Origin of the sequence: Paenibacillus phytohabitans (assembly GCF_013141775.1) — a bacterium.
In the GTDB taxonomy this organism is placed as follows: Bacteria; Bacillota; Bacilli; order Paenibacillales; family Paenibacillaceae; genus Paenibacillus_AQ; species Paenibacillus_AQ phytohabitans.
Map to the genome: position 1 here is coordinate 38413 of NZ_WHOB01000021.1, position 21368 is coordinate 59780.

At 40.0% G+C, this 21368-nt stretch carries 7 protein-coding genes; 5 read left to right on the forward strand and 2 right to left on the reverse strand.

Translation table 11 applies throughout. The features are described 5' to 3' along the window. Positions 1 to 380 precede the first annotated feature (380 nt). Entirely contained in the window at positions 381 to 629 is a 249-nt protein-coding gene (locus GC101_RS08510; RefSeq protein ID WP_171716869.1) for a DUF3951 domain-containing protein, read from the reverse strand. A gap of 521 nt (positions 630 to 1150) precedes the next feature. Further along, positions 1151 to 2059: a helix-turn-helix domain-containing protein gene (locus GC101_RS08515; RefSeq protein ID WP_171716870.1), complete on the reverse strand. Its 909-nt coding sequence runs from the start codon at positions 2057 to 2059 to the stop codon at positions 1151 to 1153. Between the two features lie 515 nt (positions 2060 to 2574). Here GC101_RS08515 and GC101_RS08520 point away from each other — a divergent pair. From GC101_RS08520 to GC101_RS08540, 5 genes are all read left to right on the forward strand, one after another. Then, on the forward strand, positions 2575 to 9093 hold the full coding sequence (locus GC101_RS08520) for a non-ribosomal peptide synthetase (RefSeq protein ID WP_171716871.1): 6519 nt from the start codon (positions 2575 to 2577) through the stop codon (positions 9091 to 9093). Positions 9094 to 9126: 33 nt separating this feature from the next. Next, positions 9127 to 10929, forward strand: coding sequence for a condensation domain-containing protein (locus GC101_RS08525; RefSeq protein ID WP_171716872.1), 1803 nt, complete (start codon positions 9127 to 9129; stop codon positions 10927 to 10929). Between the two features lie 14 nt (positions 10930 to 10943). Further along, positions 10944 to 11738 (forward strand): thioesterase II family protein, encoded by a 795-nt coding sequence (locus GC101_RS08530; protein ID WP_171716873.1) that lies wholly within the window; start codon positions 10944 to 10946, stop codon positions 11736 to 11738. A 14-nt stretch (positions 11739 to 11752) separates the two neighbouring features. Beyond that, positions 11753 to 12979, forward strand: coding sequence for an MFS transporter (locus tag GC101_RS08535; RefSeq protein WP_171716874.1), 1227 nt, complete (start codon positions 11753 to 11755; stop codon positions 12977 to 12979). Positions 12980 to 13094: 115 nt separating this feature from the next. After that, positions 13095 to 21326, forward strand: coding sequence for a non-ribosomal peptide synthetase (locus tag GC101_RS08540; RefSeq protein WP_171716875.1), 8232 nt, complete (start codon positions 13095 to 13097; stop codon positions 21324 to 21326). Positions 21327 to 21368: the final 42 nt, after the last annotated feature.

The window sequence follows — 21368 nt, forward strand, 5'->3', positions numbered from 1 at the left end:
CTCTTTTTTGTCGAAATAAAGGCGTATAGTCCAAAAGAACTATGTGGAAAGTCGGATTCCTCTGTAAAACATTAGAAACTTGATGTTATAATTTGGATAAGTATAATGCTGTTATTACATAATCCGGAGGGGTATAGGTAACCGTATTTTTGGAATTACAGTTAATAATATGATTAAAGAAACTGCTAGGGCGCAGCGTGCAGCTAAAAAACAAAAGGCACTATACATAGAAAGACTTAAACAGGAAGCGAACGATTATAAGCGATTTTATTAAGTTACGATGAATGAAACTATATGGCTAGTAATTGCGAGGATAATGGATCTGGGCGGATATGGGGTCGAACAGATGGACGTAATAAAGAGTAGACGCATATTGCGCATTAGGGAAGAGAAGATCGTTTTGATAACGAAATGATGTTTTTGTCTTTATCATCACCGTGTTCCGCATTTTCTTCTATCTCTTTTTTCTCATCGTGAAACTCAACAAGCGAATGAGCAGTGATGTAGTCAAATGGAGTGTAATTATTACTCGGTAAACCTCTTTTAAGTAACGTCTTGATAATGATAATTCCTAATAAGATAGTGACGATGCCGAATGATCCAAGCAGCATGTATTGTATTAGCTTCATTGTAAACACCACCTTTGTTAGATTTTATAATTGAATGTTATTTATTCCAACTTGCGAGATTGCCGAATGCTATTCATTCGACCGAGCTTTGATGCACAGTACGAAGATACCTTGCACTTATCTTAGCCGGAGTTAAGAAATTGGAATTGATAAACCTCCGCATTATCTGAAAGCTTAAGGAAGATTTGTTATACTCGAACCATTAGTGGAAATGATCCCAAACAGATGGGATTTCACCATTTTGAATCACTAATGGTCTTTTGAAAGTGACTTGTCTTCGGATGAGTTGCTTTTATTATTATATATGCAGAAAGATTTTTGTGTTAAGTCAGCTTGTGAAAAAACACGAGCAGGAAGGAGCGCAAGCAGTGAGGAGCTGTTCAGAAAAGTATTTTTGCAATAAAATTCATTCGGCTTTTGAGTCACTCCGGATAAGACGCTAGACATGGCGGCAGAACCCAGTTGTCTTGGATTGACGGATCTGCGGGGACATGGTTTAATCCGTGAGGGAAAAGCAACGCCTAATTGACCTTAGATTTATTGGTATGGATATCTGAATTTAACTCACTTATTTTATTAATCGCATGTTGAGCAAATATCGGATTATCTGTTATTTCGAAAAGAGAAATTGATTTTTCATAATAAGATTTTGCTTTGGTAATTTCATTAATAAGAGAATAGTTATAGCCGATATGATAGAATAATTCACCCAATGAAAATGTTGAATAATGCTTCAAGCATACATTTACAGCTGTATGGCATTCTTTTATGGATTTTTCAAAGAGCTGAAGACGTGTTAGTGTTACTGCGTAATTGTATAAAATCCTTACCAAAATTTTATGATTTGACTGAACAGGAAGTTTATAATAATATTGAAGACCATTTTCAAAATACGCAAGGGCTTCCTCTAGTCGATATTCCTCGCAGTACAATACTCCAATGCTATTCAACATCTGAATATCTTGTTCGGTCATGAACTCCTGATTTATTGAATTCTGAATATAACTTAAGGCGTGCTCAAAATTATGATCAAGATAGTATATACATATTCCCTCATGCCAAGAAAGATATCGCTGATATTTACTATTTTGAAACAACGGGTTATTTTTCTCTGATCGGATGAGATCATATAGATTTTGGTATTCGTGGTTATTTGTATATTCCTCAATTAATTCATAAAGGTCAGTAACATAATCAAAACGATCTGTTTGCCCCAAACTGAATAGATGATTAATATTTACACCCAGTCTATCAGCAAGAAAATATAACATTGATGCTTGTGGTTCTAATTCCCCATTTTCAATTTTACTTAATTGTGCTTGAGAACAAATTCCCTGGCACAATTTTTTTTGCGAAATTCTTTTTGATTTACGAATTATGCGTATATTCTCCCCTATGTTCTTCAAATCCATTTTATTTTTTGCAGACACGTAAAAAAGCCCCCATCCAAAAAATATTCTTATTAGTATATATTATACTTTCCAGAAAAGAAAATCAGGGATAAATTGGAATATTATATGTATTTAACTGGAATATGATTAAACCATAGTCAACAAAATTCCTATATAGTAATAAATATACAAAAAAATGTTCGGGAGGATAGAAAATGAGAGGGAAATGGAGAGTAGTTTTGCTTATAGTGACTATGGTTTTTATGCTTGGTGTAGTAACACCTACTATAACTACTGGATCAGGTGTTATTAGTACTAATGAACTGCCACTAAAGCCGTAGGAACTCTGTTTGATGGTTACTACTAGAACATTTCTCAGCTTCAATATCAGAGGAATGAATGGCTTAAAACAATAAAAAAGTGAAAAAACATTTTTAGTAATAATATATTGGATAATATTTAAAAAATGATTTTAGAAGAATCATAATATTCGTGATTAGTCTTCATGGCAACTGAAGCTAACTGTTTTATTTCAAGTGGAAGAGGTGTTTTGTATGAACAAGCTAACGGATCAGGACAAACAATTAAAACTAAATGATATTATCGAACGAAGAAAACAGAGACATGCCGAAAATCCGATTGGTTCCATTGTGGCTCAGAAAAGAGAAGGAACTTCTAATAATTTCTATTCTTCATTTGCGCAGCAGCGATTATTTTTTCTCGATCAATTTGAGAAAAACTCCAGCACCTACAACATTGGAGGTGCCCTTATCCTCAAAGGGAAATTGAACCGGGATGCATTGGAAGCAGGTGTTGAATATCTTTCAAAAAGACATGAATCCCTGAGAACCACCTTTAGTTTAACCGGTTCAAAAGTAACACAGATAGTAGATAGCGATAAGAGAGTTCCACTGGAAATGTATGATTTAAGAACAATTGATTCTTTTGATAAAGAAGAGCAGGCAACAAAATTGTTGGAAGAGAAATTCAATCAATCGTTCAATCTTACCAAAGGCCCCCTGGCAAGATTGATTCTTGTGCGCCTGGAAGACCAATTGCACTATTTATGCTTATGCATCCACCATATTATTTCAGATAACAGATCCATTCAGATATTTCTTGATGAGTTAGGGATATTGTACAGTCAATATATATCAGAACAGGAGCTTTCGCTACCGGAATTAAAGGTTCAATATGCTGATTATTCACTTTGGCAAAGAAATACTATTCAAGAAACCCGGTTTAAGAAGCAATTAGATTATTGGGTAGAGGAATTTAGTGATGTTTCCCATCTTCTGGAGCTTCCGTTTGACTTCAATAGGAAAACCCTTAGAAAAAGCGAAGGTCACACTTTAATTATCAACAGAGGCCTGAAAGTAAAAGAGGCTATTCAAAAAATCGGAAAAGACTCTGGAGTCAGTTCTTATATGACTCTGATGGCTGCATTTCAGCTTTTTTTATTTAAGTATTCTAATCAAAAGCGGTTTGCTGTCGGAACCCCGGTTACAGCCAGAAAGAATGCAGAAACACAAGATATTATTGGAATGTTCGCTGATACCGTTGCAATTGCTACAAATTTCGAACAAGATTTGACGTTTAAACAATTAATTTTAGAAGTCAGAGATAGAGTACTGGATGCCGCGGCTAACGGAGAGGTTCCCTTCGATAAGTTAATTGATGCTTTAAAGGTAGAACGCAGCACTAGCTATACTCCCCTTTTTCAGACAATGTTTGTATTTCATGAGCAACCAAAGCCGTTAGTGCTGCCTTATATCGATGTCTTCTCTAAACCGTTATCCTCAACCTCCTCTAAGTTTGACATAACACTGACTATTGTTGACACCCCTGACGGATTTGAAGAGCATTGGGAATATTCGTCCTCTTTATTTAAACAAAAAACAATTGAAGGATTTATGAAGCGGTTCGGTGTATTGTTGGATCAAATTATTTCTAGTCCAAATGAAAATTTATCCAAGCTACACCTTATGGAAGAAAATGAGATCAGAGAAATAATCTACGAAAGAAACAATACGTTTTTCGATTACGACTTAAGCATTCCGATCTATTCTTATATCCAAGAACAAAGTAAAAGAAAACCGGATGAGGTAGCAGTTAAGTTTAAAAATCAGACGCTTACATATCAGCAACTGGAGAATCTATCTAATCAAATGGCAAACCGTTTAGCTGAAGAAGGTGTATCTAAGGGGGATTTTGTAAGTATCTGCATGTATAGATCTCTGGCTCTGATTGTTGCTTTGCTGGGTACAATCAAGAGAGGGGCGGTATATGTTCCGATTGATCCGGATTATCCTCGAGAACGGCTGCATTATTTACTGGAGGATTCCTCCTCTGACATCATGGTTTTAGACGATGATACCTATGATTTAATCTCACTTCCAAATGACAAACCATCAATTGTATTAGATTCAAATTGGTATAATATCAACCATTGCTCAGATCAATTGATGCCGGTTGAATTCAGTCCTATGGATAACTGTTATATGATTTACACATCAGGTTCAACAGGCCAGCCCAAAGGGGCTATCGTTCACCATGCTGCGGTGGCAAACAGGTTGTTATGGATGAGGGATGATTATGATTTAAATGAGCATGATATTTTTCTTCAAAAGACTCCATACAGCTTTGATGTGTCCGTATGGGAATTGTTCTTGCCACTAATGGTTGGTGCAAAGCTTATAATAGCTGAGCCTCAACTTCACAAAGATACCTCATATCTATTGAATGTGATTCACAGTGAAAAAATTTCCGTCCTTCATTTTGTTCCTTCAATGTTGGAAGCATTTCTAAAAGAAATAGACACCAGCCGATTTGCATCAGTCAGAAAAGTCTTCTGCAGCGGGGAAGCGTTGCCTCAGAAAACAGCTGCTAAATTTTTAAATGCTTTTGAGAAATCCATGCTTATTAATCTGTATGGACCTACTGAAGCGGCAGTGGATGTATCGGCATGGACATGCACAGCGGATACAAGCATGAATTCCGTCCCAATAGGATTTCCAGTAGCCAACACCCAGCTTTATATTCTGGACTCCAATTTCATGCCAGTTCCAGAGAGAGTACCAGGTGAACTATATATTGGTGGTGTACAAGTAGGCAAAGGCTATTATGGTAAACCCGAGCTCACCAAAGAAAAGTTCCTGGATAATTTTATTTCTAAAGAAGATGGCGCGAAATTATACAGAACCGGAGATCTTGCGCGCTATAACTCCGATGGTTCGATTGAATTCCTGGGAAGAAACGATAATCAGGTGAAAATTCGCGGGTTCCGTATTGAACTTGGAGAAATTGAGTCAGTTATTGCTCAGAATCCTTTAGTGAACAACGTTTTGGTAAAAGCAGTAAATCACCGCGAAGGCAAAGCGATTATAGCTTATGTGACTCATAAAGCTGAGGAGAAGAAGCTGAGAGAAGAATTAAAGCAACATGTATCCAGTAATTTACCCGAATATATGATTCCTTCATTTTTCATATTTATGAGTGAATTTCCTTTAACCCCAAACGGGAAAATTGATTTTATGATGTTTCCGACAATCGACTTAAGTATTTCCAAAGAACTCATAGACTTTCAGCCGCCGACAAGTGAAATTGAACAAATATTATGCAATGTATATCAAGAGGTATTGTCACTTCCTGCAATCGGAATCACGAATGGCTTCTTTGATGTCGGTGGAGATTCTATAGTAGCCTTGCAGATTGTGGCTAAGGCTAAGGAAGCGGGCTTGCATTTTGAAGTGTCTGATATATTCCGCTATCAAACGGTTCAAGAACTCGCCACACATGCTTCACTTAGCAGGGACCGGATAGAGATGGGAGGATACACCCCGTTCTCACTCTTATCAAAGAAAGATAAAGCTGATTTACCGGAAGGTATTATAGATGCTTACCCCTTATCCGTACTTCAACAGGGAATGATTTATCACAGTGAGTTTGGAAGACAAAATTCAACGTATCATGACGTGTTCAGTTATCACATTCAGGCATCTCCTCGGTTTGCGGATTTTAAACAGGCATTTTATAGGATGGTTGATAGGCATCCTGTGCTTCGAACCATTGTACAGCTAAGTGAATACAGTGAACCGCTTCAAATGGTGTTGGAGAAGACGGGAGAAGTATTCGGTGAGGATCAAGATATCTCCGGACTGTCCTTGCAAGAACAGGAAGGTTTTTTACAGGCATTTGTTGATACTGAGAAGAATCAGCGTTTCATTCTGGAAACTTCTCAGCTAATAAGAGTTTTTCTAATGAAGCGTTCTGAACAATCCTTTCAACTGACATTGAGTTTCCATCATTCCATTCTGGACGGATGGAGTATTGGGAAGCTTTTGATTGAGGTCCTGGAGAATTTTTCTGATTTGTTGATGAATGAGAAGATTAGAACCCGATCAAATCTTAAGTCGACATACGGAGAATTTATAAAGAAGGAACGGGAGAGTACCGATGACGAGGAACTAACGTCTTATTTCAGGAGATATTTGGAGGACTCGGAGGTAACCACGCTGCCTACATCGAAACGCTTAGCGGAAGTTACAGAAAATGACCATGGATTAAAAATGGAGAAAATCATAATTACTCAAGAAACTTTTGTAAAGCTTTCGCGCTTATCCGGAGACCTTCGTGTTCCTCTTAAAACATTGTTAATGACAGCCCACTTAAGAGCCTTGGGAGCTGCGTGTGGTACCCAAGATGTGCTGACTGGACATGTAAGCCATGGTCGTCTTGAAGAAACGGATGGGGAAAATGTTTTGGGGTTATTCCTGAATACACTCCCTATCAGATTAAAGCTGCAACAGGAGAGCTATCGTGAAATGATTTCCAGAGTAATTAACGAAGAAGTTTCCCAGATCAAGGCAAGAAGATATCCTTTTGCACAAATTCTTGCTGCAACTAAGAAGGATACACTTACAGATACTATTTTCAACTTTACTAATTTTCACACCACCACACAAATAGACGAATTATCTAATGTAAAAGTTATTGATCAGATTCTCTATGAAAAAACCAATTTTTCTTTAATGGCTGCCTTTTCGCTGGATGGAAATTCCAGTAACCTTCTAGCATACTTAAGATATCATCCTGAATTTTATGATGAGCAGCGGATTAAAAACCTGGCAGGTTATTATGAAAGGATTCTGTATGAAATGGCGGAAGATTGCGACACCCCTATTTTTTCGGGTTCAATATTATCTCCAGAAGAAAGCGGAGAACTGTTGTATAGCTTTAATCGTTCATACGCTCCTTATGATTTGTCGCATCCGCTGCAACATTGGTTTGAAGAACAAGTCAAACGTACTCCTGATGCGATTGCCTTAAAGTATGGCGAGGATTCCATGACTTATTCTCAACTGAACCGAAATGCCAATCAGATCGCGCACTTCTTGATCGGAAAAGGTATCAAGGCTAACGACTTTGTCGGGATTGCGCTTAATCGTTCTTTCGCCATGTTTGAAGGCATTTATGGAATTCTTAAAGCAGGTGCGGCTTACGTGCCCATTGATCCTTCTTATCCGGAAGGCCGATTGTTGCATATGCTCGAGGATTCAAAGATCAGGCTCCTGCTCAGTGACCAGTCTTCTATAGGTGTTCTACCTGCAGATGATATTTCTATTATTTGTCTTGATAGTGAACGGGAGCAATTCGCCGGAATGCCGGACATTAATCCGGATGTGTCTATAGATAGTGTCAACTATGCTTATATGATTTATACATCTGGTTCTACGGGCAAGCCTAAAGGAGCCATTAACCGGCACTGCGCGATAAGCAACTTTATGCTTTGGATGAATGAAAATTATCATTTAGGCGAACAAGACAGCGTTCTCCAGAAAACGCCTTTCAGCTTTGACGTATCTTTGTGCGAAATATTTCAGCCTCTGATGAGCGGAGCCAGAGTTATTATTACGGAACCCGAAGGACATAAGGATACGGCTTACCTGGCGGAATTGATTAAGAAGGAAGCAGTTACCCTTGTACATTTTGTTCCTTCCATGCTTTCTATTTTTCTGGAAGAGCCGTTGATTGAGAAGATCAATTCCTTAAAACATGTGATCTGCATTGGCGAAGCACTAACGAAAGAGCATGAAAAACACTTTTATCAGAAAATGAATGCCCAATTGAGTAATCTATACGGACCAGCAGAAACTGCTGTCGTAGTCACATACTGGAGATGTAATCCAAACGATGAATCAACTTTTGTTCCAATTGGATATCCAGTTGCCAATACACAAATGTATTTGGTTGACGCCATGTTAAATATTGTTCCGAAAGGTATTCCGGGAGAAATTCTAATTGGCGGTGTGCAGGTCGGCGCTGGATACTTTAATCGTGACGAGTTGAACAAAGAGAAATTTATCGAGGATATTTTCCTGGAAAATGGCGGCATGCTTTATAGAACGGGGGACTTAGGCAGATATACCGAGTCCGGCGAAATTGAATTTTTAGGAAGAATGGATCATCAGGTCAAAATCAATGGCCAACGTATCGAATTAGGTGAGATTGAAGAAGCTGTGCGTTCCCATCCTGCAGTGAAGGAAGCGCTGGTGTCTATCTACAGAAACAATGCTGGAGGTAATTCATTAGGTGCACATATTCTAGTCAGAGATTCGTCTAACTCCTTAAATGAGGAAGATATATTACGTCATATTTCTAACAGTCTGCCGGCTTACATGATTCCTGAGCAACTATTGTTGCTTAGTGAGTTTCCGTTAAATCCAAGTGGTAAAACTGACCGGAAAGCTTTGCCGCAGTTCTCGCCAATTAAAGCGGTAAGTCATGTAGCAATGATAAGACCGCAAAACGAGTTGGAACAGGCTATACACGATGTGATTTCTACTGTACTGGGAGTCGAAGAAATTAGTGTGATTGGAAATCTGTTGGATTACGGTATGGGGTCTTTGTCAGCGATCCGTGTGGTTTCCAAGCTTAGAAATACGTTAGGGCTGGATATTAATCTTACAGGTCTTTTCAACAATAAAACCATTACCGAATTGTCAAATTATATGTTGGCTTCTTTTGTTGAGGGGATGTCTGAAGGAGAACTAGAACTTGCAGTATTGGATTAATCAAGGTGAATCACTATGAAAGGGGATTAAATTGTGAATACTACTATGTCAGCCTCGGATAAATTGAAGCTTGCCAAACTTTTGCTCCGCAAAGGAGAAGAACAACTATTGCAGCACAAGGATGTTGTGGAGGATCCTTTTCTGGACATTTCTTTAGATCCTGACAGCAGGTTTGAACCATTTGAACTGTGCAGCAGCCAACAGGTTCATCTAATGGGGAGATCAGGATATTTTGACATGACCGCCGGATCTAACTGCTACCAATCTTTTGTATTCCAGAATGCGGACGTTGAATTCATAGACCGAATAGATAATGCATTTCAAAAGCTGATTGCGCGCCACGACGCACTTCGCATACAAATGGTCAATAGTAAGGAGCAGCAGGTTTTGCGGGAGGTTCCTCCATTTAATGCGGTCAGAAAGGATTTACGGCAACACTCTCCGCTTGAAATAGAGAAGCTTGTACAAGAAGAACATAAATTCCTTGTATTTAAACCAGGAAACGTTAATCAATGGCCGTTGTTTGACTTGGTTGTTCTTATTCTTCCAGAAGATACACTGGTTTTGTGCTGGAGGATGGATTTGTTCATCTACGATTTTCCAAGCCGGCTTGTAATAACCAATGAATTTTTTGAGATTCTGAAAGACCCCAATAAGGAGTTTCCTGAATTAAAATTTTCCTTTAGGGATTACGTGAAAGCTTCCAACGATGCGTATAAATCGGTGTTTTTTCAGAGGTCCAAGGCCTATTGGGAGACAAGGACTCCAAAATTTCCACAGCCTCTTCAGTTGCCGACCATCAGCAAAGTCCGGCCGGGCACCCAAACGCCAAAAGATGCATTTCTCTCTAAGCTATCTGCAGCGGATTGGGGAAAAATTAAGTCCTTTGCCAACCGGAAGAGCATAACCCCGTCAATCGTTGCTACTATTGCGTTCGCTTATGTTTTGCGTAATTTCGCTAAATCGCAGGACTTTTTAATGGGGCTTATCAGTTTTAACCGCTTCGATATGCATGAGCAGGCTGAGGATATTCTGGGATGCTTTGTTCAAATGGTTCCTTTTCCTTTTGATTTTGAAGCGGCAACCTTTACTGATTATTGCTTAAAGGGCCGTGATCAGCTGATTGAAGCGATGCAAAACCGTTTCTATCCGGGACATCTGGTATTAAGAGATTTGCATCGGATGCGGAAGTCCGGCTCCCATTCCCAATGCCCGGTGATGCTTACCCTATTGTTTGAGCATAAGACAAAAATGGAAGCATTTCCGGATAACAGCGAGATTGGAGAGATTACATCCGAGATCGCCTTCCAACAGCTGTCCTTACCGCAACTTCAATTACACCCAGGCATGGGAGAAAATCCGGATGGTTCCTTTTGGTGTTATTGGAATCATGCTTCAGGTTTATATCCTGACGGCTTAATTAAGGATATGTCGGAAAGCCTAACAGGAATACTTAGTGAACTGGCTGTGCAAGAAAGCAACTGGGATATTGCCTTTCATGATTTGTGCGAACCTGTTATCAGCAATAAGGCAAGCGTACAGTATAAGCTCATGGATGATATCAATGATGACTCAAGCTTTGTCCGGGATGATATCAATAGTTTAGTTGAGCAGGAATTAATGAGCCTTATCCAAAATAAGATGGGGATTGCAATCTCCTCTCCGCTGGAAGATCTATACGATCTGGGCTTTAATTCATTAAAACTGGTTCAGTTGCTAAATTGGATTGGAGAAGCGTTCGAATGTGAGATTCCGCAGGATATTCTATCCGGGGATATTACGGTTGCGGCTTTCGCATCTCAATTGGGGAACGTGCGACCTTCCGTATTGTCCTAGCAGGAGGAATAATAATGAAATGCATTAAGCTAAATAAGGTACAACAACCCAAAGCTAAACTGTATTTGTTCTCCCATGCCGGAGGATCTTCATTGAATTTTCAGAGTTGGCGGAGGGGGATTCCTGAAACTTCAATATTTGATATACAAGCCATCGAGTTACCTAACCGTATCTATCCGTTTGACTTTAATGACACTACGCTGGAAGAGTATCTTCAGGAAATATCCTCATTCATACACGAGGATGCTGATATGTTGCCCGTCGGCCTTTTCGGCCAAAGTATGGGAGGACTCATGGCGTTCGAAATTGCCCGGATCTTGGAAGCAGTAAAGGATTCAATGGTGTGCTGGGTAGGAATAGCGAACTGTTCTCCTCTTATTCTTAAAAATAAGTTCAATGCACATCGACGAGGGAAACATACATACAGTGATGAGGAATTGATACAATATTTGATCAGTCTGGATTATGAGCAAGGAAGCTTTTTTCAAAACCCGGAATTCCGAGAGTCTTTTTTACCTGTCGTTCGAAAAGATCTTGAACTTTTGGATTCATATAAATCCAAATCCGAAACTGCCATAATCCTTGCCAATCTTTCTATTTTTCTTGGAAATCAGGATAAAACGCTGAATCTAAATGAAATGAGTCTTTGGCGATATAAAACTAGAGGTGAGTATGAAATGCTTATCTATGAAGCAGGCCATAATCTATTAAAGGGTACAGAGCAAACCTATCTTAAAAGTGATGTATTCCGATTATTTTCGCAATCCTTTCAAGCATATACGGGAAACAGATTACAAAATATTTATTGAGGAGCTATCTGAAAATGTTGAATTTATTAAAACGTAATCGCAATTTCACCAACTATTTCTTGGCAGATATTATCTCTGGCTTAGGCACCGGAATGAGTTTTATCGGCATTAACTGGTATATCATCGATCAAACTTCAAAAAATTCAAATGTGGGTACATTTATGGGATTGAATTTATTTGCTGGTTTAATCGCATTCATTTTTGCAGGTACACTGGCTGATCGTTATAACAGAAAAAACATTCTGTTGTTCTCCAATTTGTTTCGTGGTCTGCTTATACTGTTGATTGCCGGCCTTTTGTATCTGGACAAGGATAATATGATAATGCTCTTCATGATTGCCATTGTCAGTGGTTTTGGCTGGGGACTATACATGCCTGCTTCCAGAAGCCTGGTTCATGAACTTCTTGAGCAGAATGATATTGTCGAGGGTAATTCGGCTCTTGAAATTAGCCTGCAAATCGGAACCTTTCTGGCGGGGGGGGCCAGCGGTTTTATCTACAAATGGTTAGGTCTTTCAGGAATTCTACTAATTGATGTGAGCACCTACCTTCTGGGAGCTATACTGCTTCTTAATATTAAATATAAAGCACTAACTGTAACAGACAGGGCATCTGGATTCTTCACTCAATTTGCCAACGGATTTCGGTATTTGAAGGCTAATAAAGTTCTATTTGTTCTTGGTGTTCTTTCAATGGTGCCTTCTGTAATTGCCGTATCTACTAATGTGGCTCTACCGGGGTATATCAAAGATCATCTGCATGGAACGACTGTTGCCTTGGGAATTTCAGATATGACATATGGAATCGGGGCATTTCTATCAGGCTTGATTGTCGGCGAAGTCTTGAAAAAGGTAAAACGTCAGAAGATGGTAGTCATATTATTTACAACAGCATCTATTGTACTACTTTTATTATTCTTCAATACATTTATCCTGGGGCTTTATTTATTGTACTTCCTGCTGGGTCTGAGCAACACATTCCTCAAAATTACGCTAAGTTCAGTCCTGATGGAATTTACTGCCAAAGAGCATTTTGGTAGATCAATGTCGGTCTGGCTATCATTGTCTACAATCATGCAAATTATTTTCTCATTTGTGATTGGAAATATTATGGATTCTTTTCCAGCACAATTTGGGTACTTAACGCTAGCGATAGGGATGGTTATTGGATTTGTCGCTTACCTTACTACTATATCTTTAATATCCTCTTCAAAGAGTGAGAGCAAGCATCTTGTAGCCTAAACAATACGCCCTTAATGCGCTTTGCGCATTAAGGGGTTTTTAAACTTTAATCATAGATAATTAATAATAAATCGGAATAAATATAAAATGATGGAAAAGAGGTTGGAATAATTCCATGAGTGAGAGAGAATCCAATATGATAAATGTTCTTTTAAATGAATTCAGCGGCAGTGGCAGTATTCATTCTATTAATAAGAGTATAACGGATATTTTTTCTATGCGTGTGAAGGAATTCCCGCATAAAGTGGCTATAGACAATTATGAACAACAATATACATACCAAGAAGTAGACAGGCTGTCCGATGAGATCGCCAGGCAACTTGTGACAAGAGGAATAACCGCAGGCAACATTGTCGGTGTATTTATCAAAAGATCCCCCTTGCTGATCATTTCACAGCTGGCTATTTTAAAAGCGAATGCAACTTACGTGCCGCTTGATCCGGCATATCCCGAAGATCGTTTGAAATATATGATTAGAGATTCAGGTTTGTCTTTGATTATAAAAGACAATAGTGAAATCCCAGGTGCCGACAAATTCGAGTTTCTCTGCTATACGCCTGAACTAAAAGAAGGAAGCGATAATGAGTTTGTGCCTGCAAATGCAGGACCTAGAACTCCTGAAAGCTCAGCTTATATTATTTATACTTCAGGAACTACAGGATTGCCTAAAGGAGTCGAAATCACTGATAAAGGAATTGTTCGATTAGTATATAATAATGATTTGTATCCTATTTCTGATGAAGATGTATCTATGTTCTCAGCTTCGGTTGCCTTTGACGCAAGTGTGCTGGAAATCTGGAGCGCGCTTTTAAACGGAGCCCGCCTTATTGTTCTTCCGGATAAATTACCCTCACTGGAAGAAATGTCAGCTTTAATGAATATAAAGAAGGTATCTGCGTCCTTTATAACAACCCCACTTTTTCACCAGCTGATTGCTCACTTTCCCGAATCCTTTGATACAGTCTCCAAAGTTTGGACTGGCGGAGATGTAATTTCCAAAAGCCTGCTGATAAGGCTGTTTGAATTGTACCCGAATATAACAGTATACAATTGCTATGGTCCCACCGAAAATTCTGTTGTAACAACCATTCAGATCGTCAATCAGACCAATGTATCAAGCTTTGATTATTCAATCCCTATCGGAAGGCCCATACCCGGTACGACGACCTACATCCTTGATGAACATCTGCAACCGGTTCCTATTGGGGTTAAGGGAGAATTGTATACAGGGGGGGTAGGTGTTGCTAAGGGCTACGTTAATAATGAGCATTTGACGAGGCAGGTATTTATTAACGATCCATTCTCCACTGACGGGAATAGCCGGCTTTATAAAACCGGTGATATTGTCCGCTACACCCCAAACGGACAGATTGAATTTTTTGGACGAGAGGACAATCAGGTTAAAATACGGGGATACCGGATAGAACCTGGAGAAGTAGAGATGAGATTATCGCAGTGCAGCAATGTTCAGCTCTGTGTAGTAAAGGCTGTAGAGGATTTGAAAAACGAAAAATCAATCGTAGCTTATATCGTTCCTCAAGATCCTAAAGATGCTTCAGAAAAGGCTTATCGGAAAGAGCTGGCTGAATCATTGCCTAATTTTATGCTTCCCTCACGTTTCGTACTATTAGACTTTTTTCCACTGACACCAAACGGTAAAATAGATAGAAATAATCTTCCAAATCCGTTTAACTTCATAATTGATGGTAGCGATAAAATTGACAATCTTCCACTTACAAATACTAGCTCCTATATTGTTGATTTATGGAAGGAGGTCATAAATGTTCCCTTCATTAAAAGCGACAGCAATTTCTTTAGTCTTGGAGGAAACTCGCTGCATGCCGCCGTCATTATAGGCAAAATTCGTAAGGAAAAAGGACTTGATATCTTAGTCCAGACCCTTTTTGAAAATCCTGTGCTTTATAGTTTTGCTGAGTCTGTAGAAGCATGTTCTAAAATTCAGGTCCCACCTGTGCTGCTGGAGTCAAACTGCTTAAGCAGTGCTCAGGAACGATTACTTTTTCTTGAAAGAATGGGTTTCCTGACAGAGGGCGTATACAATATTCCTGTAGGGTTTGAAATTAGCGGACCAGTTGATGTGCACATACTAAAAAAGAGCATAGAGCGACTCATAAAAAGACATGAAGTATTAAGAGCAGGCTTTAGGATGGATGGAGAACAGGCTTCTTTATTTTATGTTTCTGATATAGAAGACAATCTTAACGTCCGAGATTGGTCACATCTGCTGCCTAACGAGGCTGAGCATCTAGCTCAAGAGGAGATCATGACCACAGCTGCTAAGCCGTTTGATTTGCAGAAGGGCGGACTTTTCCGGACAAGCTTGTTGAGAGTAACACCGGATCGCAGCATTTTCACACTGGTTATTCATCATATTATTTGCGACGGCTGGAGCCTAGGGCTGCTGCTGCAGGAAATCTCGGAGCTCTATAACGCGTATACCCAGGGAATTGAATTAAGGGATGAAGGACAGGTGCTTTCCTTCAAAAATTATGTGTACTACGAAAATTTGCTGAAAAAAGAATCACAACTGGAAAAAAGCCAGGAATTCTGGGAAAACGAACTTAAAGATCTTTCAGAGCAATATAGTCTGCCTTTAGATTCAAAACGGCCAAGCCAAGAATCCTTTAAAGGCTCATGGATCGAACGCCGTTTAGATAAGGAATTGAGCTGGAAAATTAAAGAATTTGCGATGCTAGAAGAAGTGACTGTTCATTGTGTCTTGCTTGCGGCATTTAATATTATGCTAGCCAAATATACAGGTATGGAGGATCAATGCATCGGTACCCCTTATCTAAACAGGGTTGAAAATGAGTTTCAGAATATTGTTGGATTTTTCTCAAATACGGTGGTCATAAGAAATCAGGTAGTCGGAAATCTTAGTTATTCCGAGTTTATCCAAGAGGTTCAGGCGAAGACAAAACTTGTTTTTAAGCATGCGCATATTGCGTTTGACGATGTCGTAAGAATTGGAGGGAAGAGTCGAAGTACTGCATATAACCCTATTTTTCAAATAGTTTTCAGTCATCAGGATTTTTCTAATTTGAAGCTTGATTTCCGAGATACGGTTTGCAGAATGATTGGCAATACAGCTATGAATTCAGGAACTGCCAAATTTGATCTTTCAATGTTTACTTCTTTTGATGAAGATATGCTGCATCTTGAATTGGAGTATGCCACTGATATCTTCAGTGAAAATACGATGGAGACGATGATAGACAGATTTATTTATTTAATCGAAACTATTTTATCAGCTCCTTCCGCAAAGATATCGGCTACCTCCTTGCTAGATGAAAGAAAACAACATCAGATGTTGGAAAATTACTCCGGGTTTAAGTCTGAGTATCCACAGGACAAGTCTGTAGCATCGATCTTTCGTGAAGTGGCAGCGGCACATCATAATAAAACGGCCTTGCTATTTGCTAACGATACACTTACTTATGCCCAGTTGGATGTTTATTCTGATGCACTGTCTTTTGAATTGTCCGCACAAGGGGTTTGCAGAGGCGACAGAGTTGCGATAAGTATGGATCGTTCCATGGAACAAATAATTGCGGTTCTCGCTATACTGAAATCCGGAGCTTCTTATGTTCCTATTGATTATAGATACCCGGACGAACGTATGCATTTCATGATTCAGGATACCCGGTGCCGGCTGGCGATTGTTAATGAGCATTCTTGTTCAACTATCAGGAAATTTGGAGTGTCGGTCCTAACCGTAAATATGGATAGCATACGTTATCTTGTCGCTACCAATGAGTTTGCGACGCCGTTGATTGAGGGGGAATGGGGAAGAGACGAAGCCTATGTTCTGTACACATCAGGTTCGACTGGCCAGCCTAAGGCCATTATGGTCCCAAATCGGGCAATTGCAAGACTAGTACTTCACACCAACTATATTCCACTGACGGAGGATAATACCTTTCTTCATATGGCTTCAATGTCTTTTGATGCCGCGACTTTTGAGATCTGGGCACCGCTGTTGAATGGTTGGAAGCTGGCGCTTTATCCGGATAGAATCCCTGACCCTGAAGAGTTTCGGAATATTATTAAAGAAAAACGTGTTACACACTGCTGGCTGACCACAGGGTTATTTAATAGTATTGTCGATGAGGATGTATCAGCTCTGGAAGGTGTTCCCTTTATTTTTACCGGTGGTGAGAAAATCTCTGAAGAGCATGTCAGAAGGGCAGTGCAGGCGAATTCAGCACAGGAGATCATTAATTGCTACGGTCCAACGGAGAATACAACCTTTACCTGTACTTTTTCTAGTAAAGAATGGAATACAGATGAGGATACCTTCCCTATAGGTTATCCGATTGCCAATACTTATTGTTATATTCTAGATGAAAACAGGATTCCTCTCCCGGAAGGAATTGTAGGAGACCTCTATGTTGCAGGGGATGGTCTTGCCTTGGGGTATTTAAATAGAGCGGATTTAACAGAGGAAGTCTTTGTGGACAGTCCTTTTGCCCCTGGAAAGATAATGTACAAAACAGGTGACAAGGCACGTTATCGAAGAGACGGTAGCATTGAATACATTGGGAGAGCAGATGACCAAGTTAAAATCAGAGGATTCCGCATTGAATTGAAAGAAATAGAAAAGGTCTTATCAGCTGTACCTGGGATAGCCAGTTCTGCGGTTATTGTAAGAGATACACGGTTGCTGGCTTATTATACAAGCAGTACGGCTGAGGGGGTCAGCGAATATTACGTTCAAAGATCACTTCATGAACGTCTTCCGGAATATATGGTGCCGCTAGCGTTCATGCAGCTTGAGAAGCTTCCGTTGAATGTAAATGGTAAGGTGGACCGAAAGCAGCTTCCGGAAATGAATTTTGGTCATAACGATTTGAGAAAAAGACCGGAGCATACGTACACTTCCACTGAGTTAATAGTGTGTGAAATCTGTCAGGATATTTTGGATGTGGCAAAAGTAGAGATAAGTGATGACTTTTTCGCCTTGGGCGGACACTCTTTGCTGCTTTATAAGCTGGTTGCCCGATTAAATCAAAAGTTTGAAATTAAGATGGGTCTAGCAGAGGTTTATAAGAATTCTACCCTTCTAGGAATTAGTGAAGCTATTGTTAATCACTCAGCCAACCGGCACCTGCTGCCCTATGCTGGAAAAAGGAAACCGGCAGGGGCCGACCACGGTGAACTTTCTTTTTCCCAACAAAGACTTTGGCTATTTGAACAGCTGAATCCGGACCAACGTATATTCAACATGCCGATTAAGCTGGAGTTTAAAGGTAGATTAAATGTTAAGGTATTAGAAGAAACTATTAATGTCCTCCTCTCCAGACACCAATCATTACGTACCAATTTCCAAGCAGAGGAGGGAAAGGTGACTCAACGAGTCCGATCTTCAAGGGTTTGTCAGCTTCCGGTGGTGCACTTAAGAACAACAGAAGAAGCAGAACTTCTTGTAGCAGAGGAAATTCAGAAACCATTCAACCTGGAGACGGATTCTTTGATCAGACACCAATTACTTTCCATTCTTGAAAAAAATCATATTTTACTGATTACCATGCATCATATCATTTCCGATGGCTGGTCCTTTGAAATCTATCTCAAGGAATTCTCTCTGATCTACGAGTCCATTGTAACCAAAACAGAATATTCACTGCCCGAACTTCAATATAATTATCTGGATTTTGTGCAATTTGAGAAGGAGAGAATGGTGTCTTCCGAATTTAAAAACGATATGGAAGAGCTTAGCGCGATACTCGAAGACCTTCCATCCAGCACGTTGCTTCCTTCGGATTATGCAAGAACGGAACAGAAGCAATTCAAGGCAAAACGGACAAGCCTAGAAATTGAGCCTGGAACCATCGAAGCTATACGTGGAGTTGCCAAGAGACATGGAGCCAGTTTGAACATGACGGTACTGGCAGTATTCCATGCATTGATCTACCGCATGACCGCTCAGGAGAAGATCGTTACCGGTTCACCAATGACCAATAGAGAAGGTAGCGAATTCGAGAATGTAATGGGCTTTTTCGTAAATAATCTTGTGAATGTCACTGACATCAGGGATGATATGAGCTTTGATGAGCTATTGAGTCAGGTTCGAAACCGTTCTCTGCAAATGTATCGTTTAGGCTACATCCCGTTTGAATATATTCTTGATTTTTCCAAAAAAGAAAGACGTGTGGATCAGACACCTATTTTTCAGATGATGTTTAACTGGTTGGACAATAAAATAGAGAAATTGGACTTAGGTTCACTTCATGCAGATATTTACTGGGATGCACTCCCGGGATCGAAGTTCGATCTTACCTTATATGCTTTGGAAGTGGACTCCAGATTGAAGTTGGATTTGGTTTATGATTCCGGCTTGTTTAAGAAAGAAAGAATGGAGCTTCTGCTGAGAGATTTTGAGAGCTTGCTTGCCGAGTTTGCAGTATCTCCCGGTAGAACGATCATTGATCCACAATTGATTTCCAGCCATGATTCAGCTCTTCCCAATAGCCTTGAAAGGCTGGAATATAGACCCTCTGGTACAGTTCTTGACAGGTTCAAGTGTAATACGGAGAGAAATCCTTACAAAGCTGCGATCTGCTATGGAACGGAAAGGCTTCATTATCTAGATCTTGATGTGCGTTCAAGCAGTCGGATGAAGCGCCTCGCTGAGGCTGGGTTTAAAAAAGGGGATATCATTCCGATTTTTGCTGAACGTAATCCAGAGCTGATTATCACTATTCTAGCTATTCTGAAGCTGGGTTGCTGCTTTTCTATTATTGATGCAGGCTATACTTGCGAAAGAGTCCGGATGCTTTTAGAGGTAATAAAATGCACTCGCTTGGTTCATATTATCAAAGAAGATCCAAATGATCTTATTCAGTCATTGTCTGCAGATTCTGGCGAACTTTTCATATTGGATTGCAGTGCTAATGTGCCTTATGCCGTTATGCCGGAGAATAACGTTTCAGAAGGACCTTCCGCCGTTAATCCGGATATGCCTATGTATATTTGCTTTACATCGGGCTCTTCAGGGGTTCCCAAGGCCGTTGCTTCATCGCATGCATCCGTATTTCAATCACTCGAATGGTTTATTGAACATTTTGAAGTGCAGGAAAATGATCGGTTTGCCAATTTGGCGGGGGTTTCCCATGATCCACTGATTAGAGATATCTTTGTCCCTTTATGTGCCAACGCTGAGCTGTTTATTCCAACAGCTAATTTATTGGATAAGCCGGCCAAGATCGGAAATTGGATGTTTGACAGTCAGGTTACTATAATTGCACATACCCCCCCAAGTCTGGCGGAGATTCTGAGTATCAGTTGGGAGAATCGGAGTCATGTGCTGGATCAATTAAGATTAGTGTGTTTTACTGGAGAATCGCTGCGGCGAAGTCATGTTGTAAGCTTTGCCGAAATTGCACCCCAAGCGAAAGTTGTGAATTTTTACGGCGCTACGGAGGCCCCGCAAGTCAGAAGTTTCTTGGAGGTGGATGAATCAGTCCTCACAGGAAAAAATGTTATACCGGTTGGTAAAGGAATTCGCGATACTCAACTTTTGATACTCAACAAGAGCAACAAAATGTGCGGAGTAGGGGAATTGGGGGAAATCTGCATAAGAACGCCGTACCTCTCTCTTGGCTATCTCGGCGAAAAAGAAACTACGGACCAGGTTTTTCAAAAGGAGCCTGGCAGCGGGGACAGATATATGCTTTACAAGACCGGCGATTATGGCAGATATATGCCTACAGGATATATTGAATTTGGAGGGCGCAAGGATAGACAGATAAAAGTTAGAGGATACCGGGTGGAACTGGATGAAATTGAGCAAACATTGTCCCGGATGCCTGGTGTTCAACTGGCAGCGGTTAAAACACAAAAAATGGACGATGCTAATGAGCAGATTGTAGCCTTTTATATTCCGTCAACTGAGAATAGTATATCTTTTAAGGAGATGAGAGAGTACCTGCTAAAGACCCTGCCGCAATATATGATTCCTGTCGGGATCGATCTTATTTACGAAATGCCTCGGACCCGGTCCGGCAAAATTGATTATCGTTCGTTGGTGTTTGGAGGGAGGCTCCCTTCGCTGCAAACGACAATTCAGCCGACAACGGAAGTTCAGCTGCTGCTTTTTAACGTATTCAGCAAGGTGCTTAACGTGGAGAATATTGGTGTTAACGATAACTTTTTTGATATAGGGGGTAACTCCTTACTCGGGTTTCAGATTATCGCTGAAATAAATAGGCTATTGTATTTAACTCTTGGACTAAAAGAAATTTTTCTGTTCCCAACCATAGAAACTCTTGCAGATAATATCGAAAGTATTCTGCTGGAGGATGAAATGGAGCACAGCCTGGTATAGCTGAGTGTGTTATAACTGAACAAAAGGAAGGGATTGGGGGAC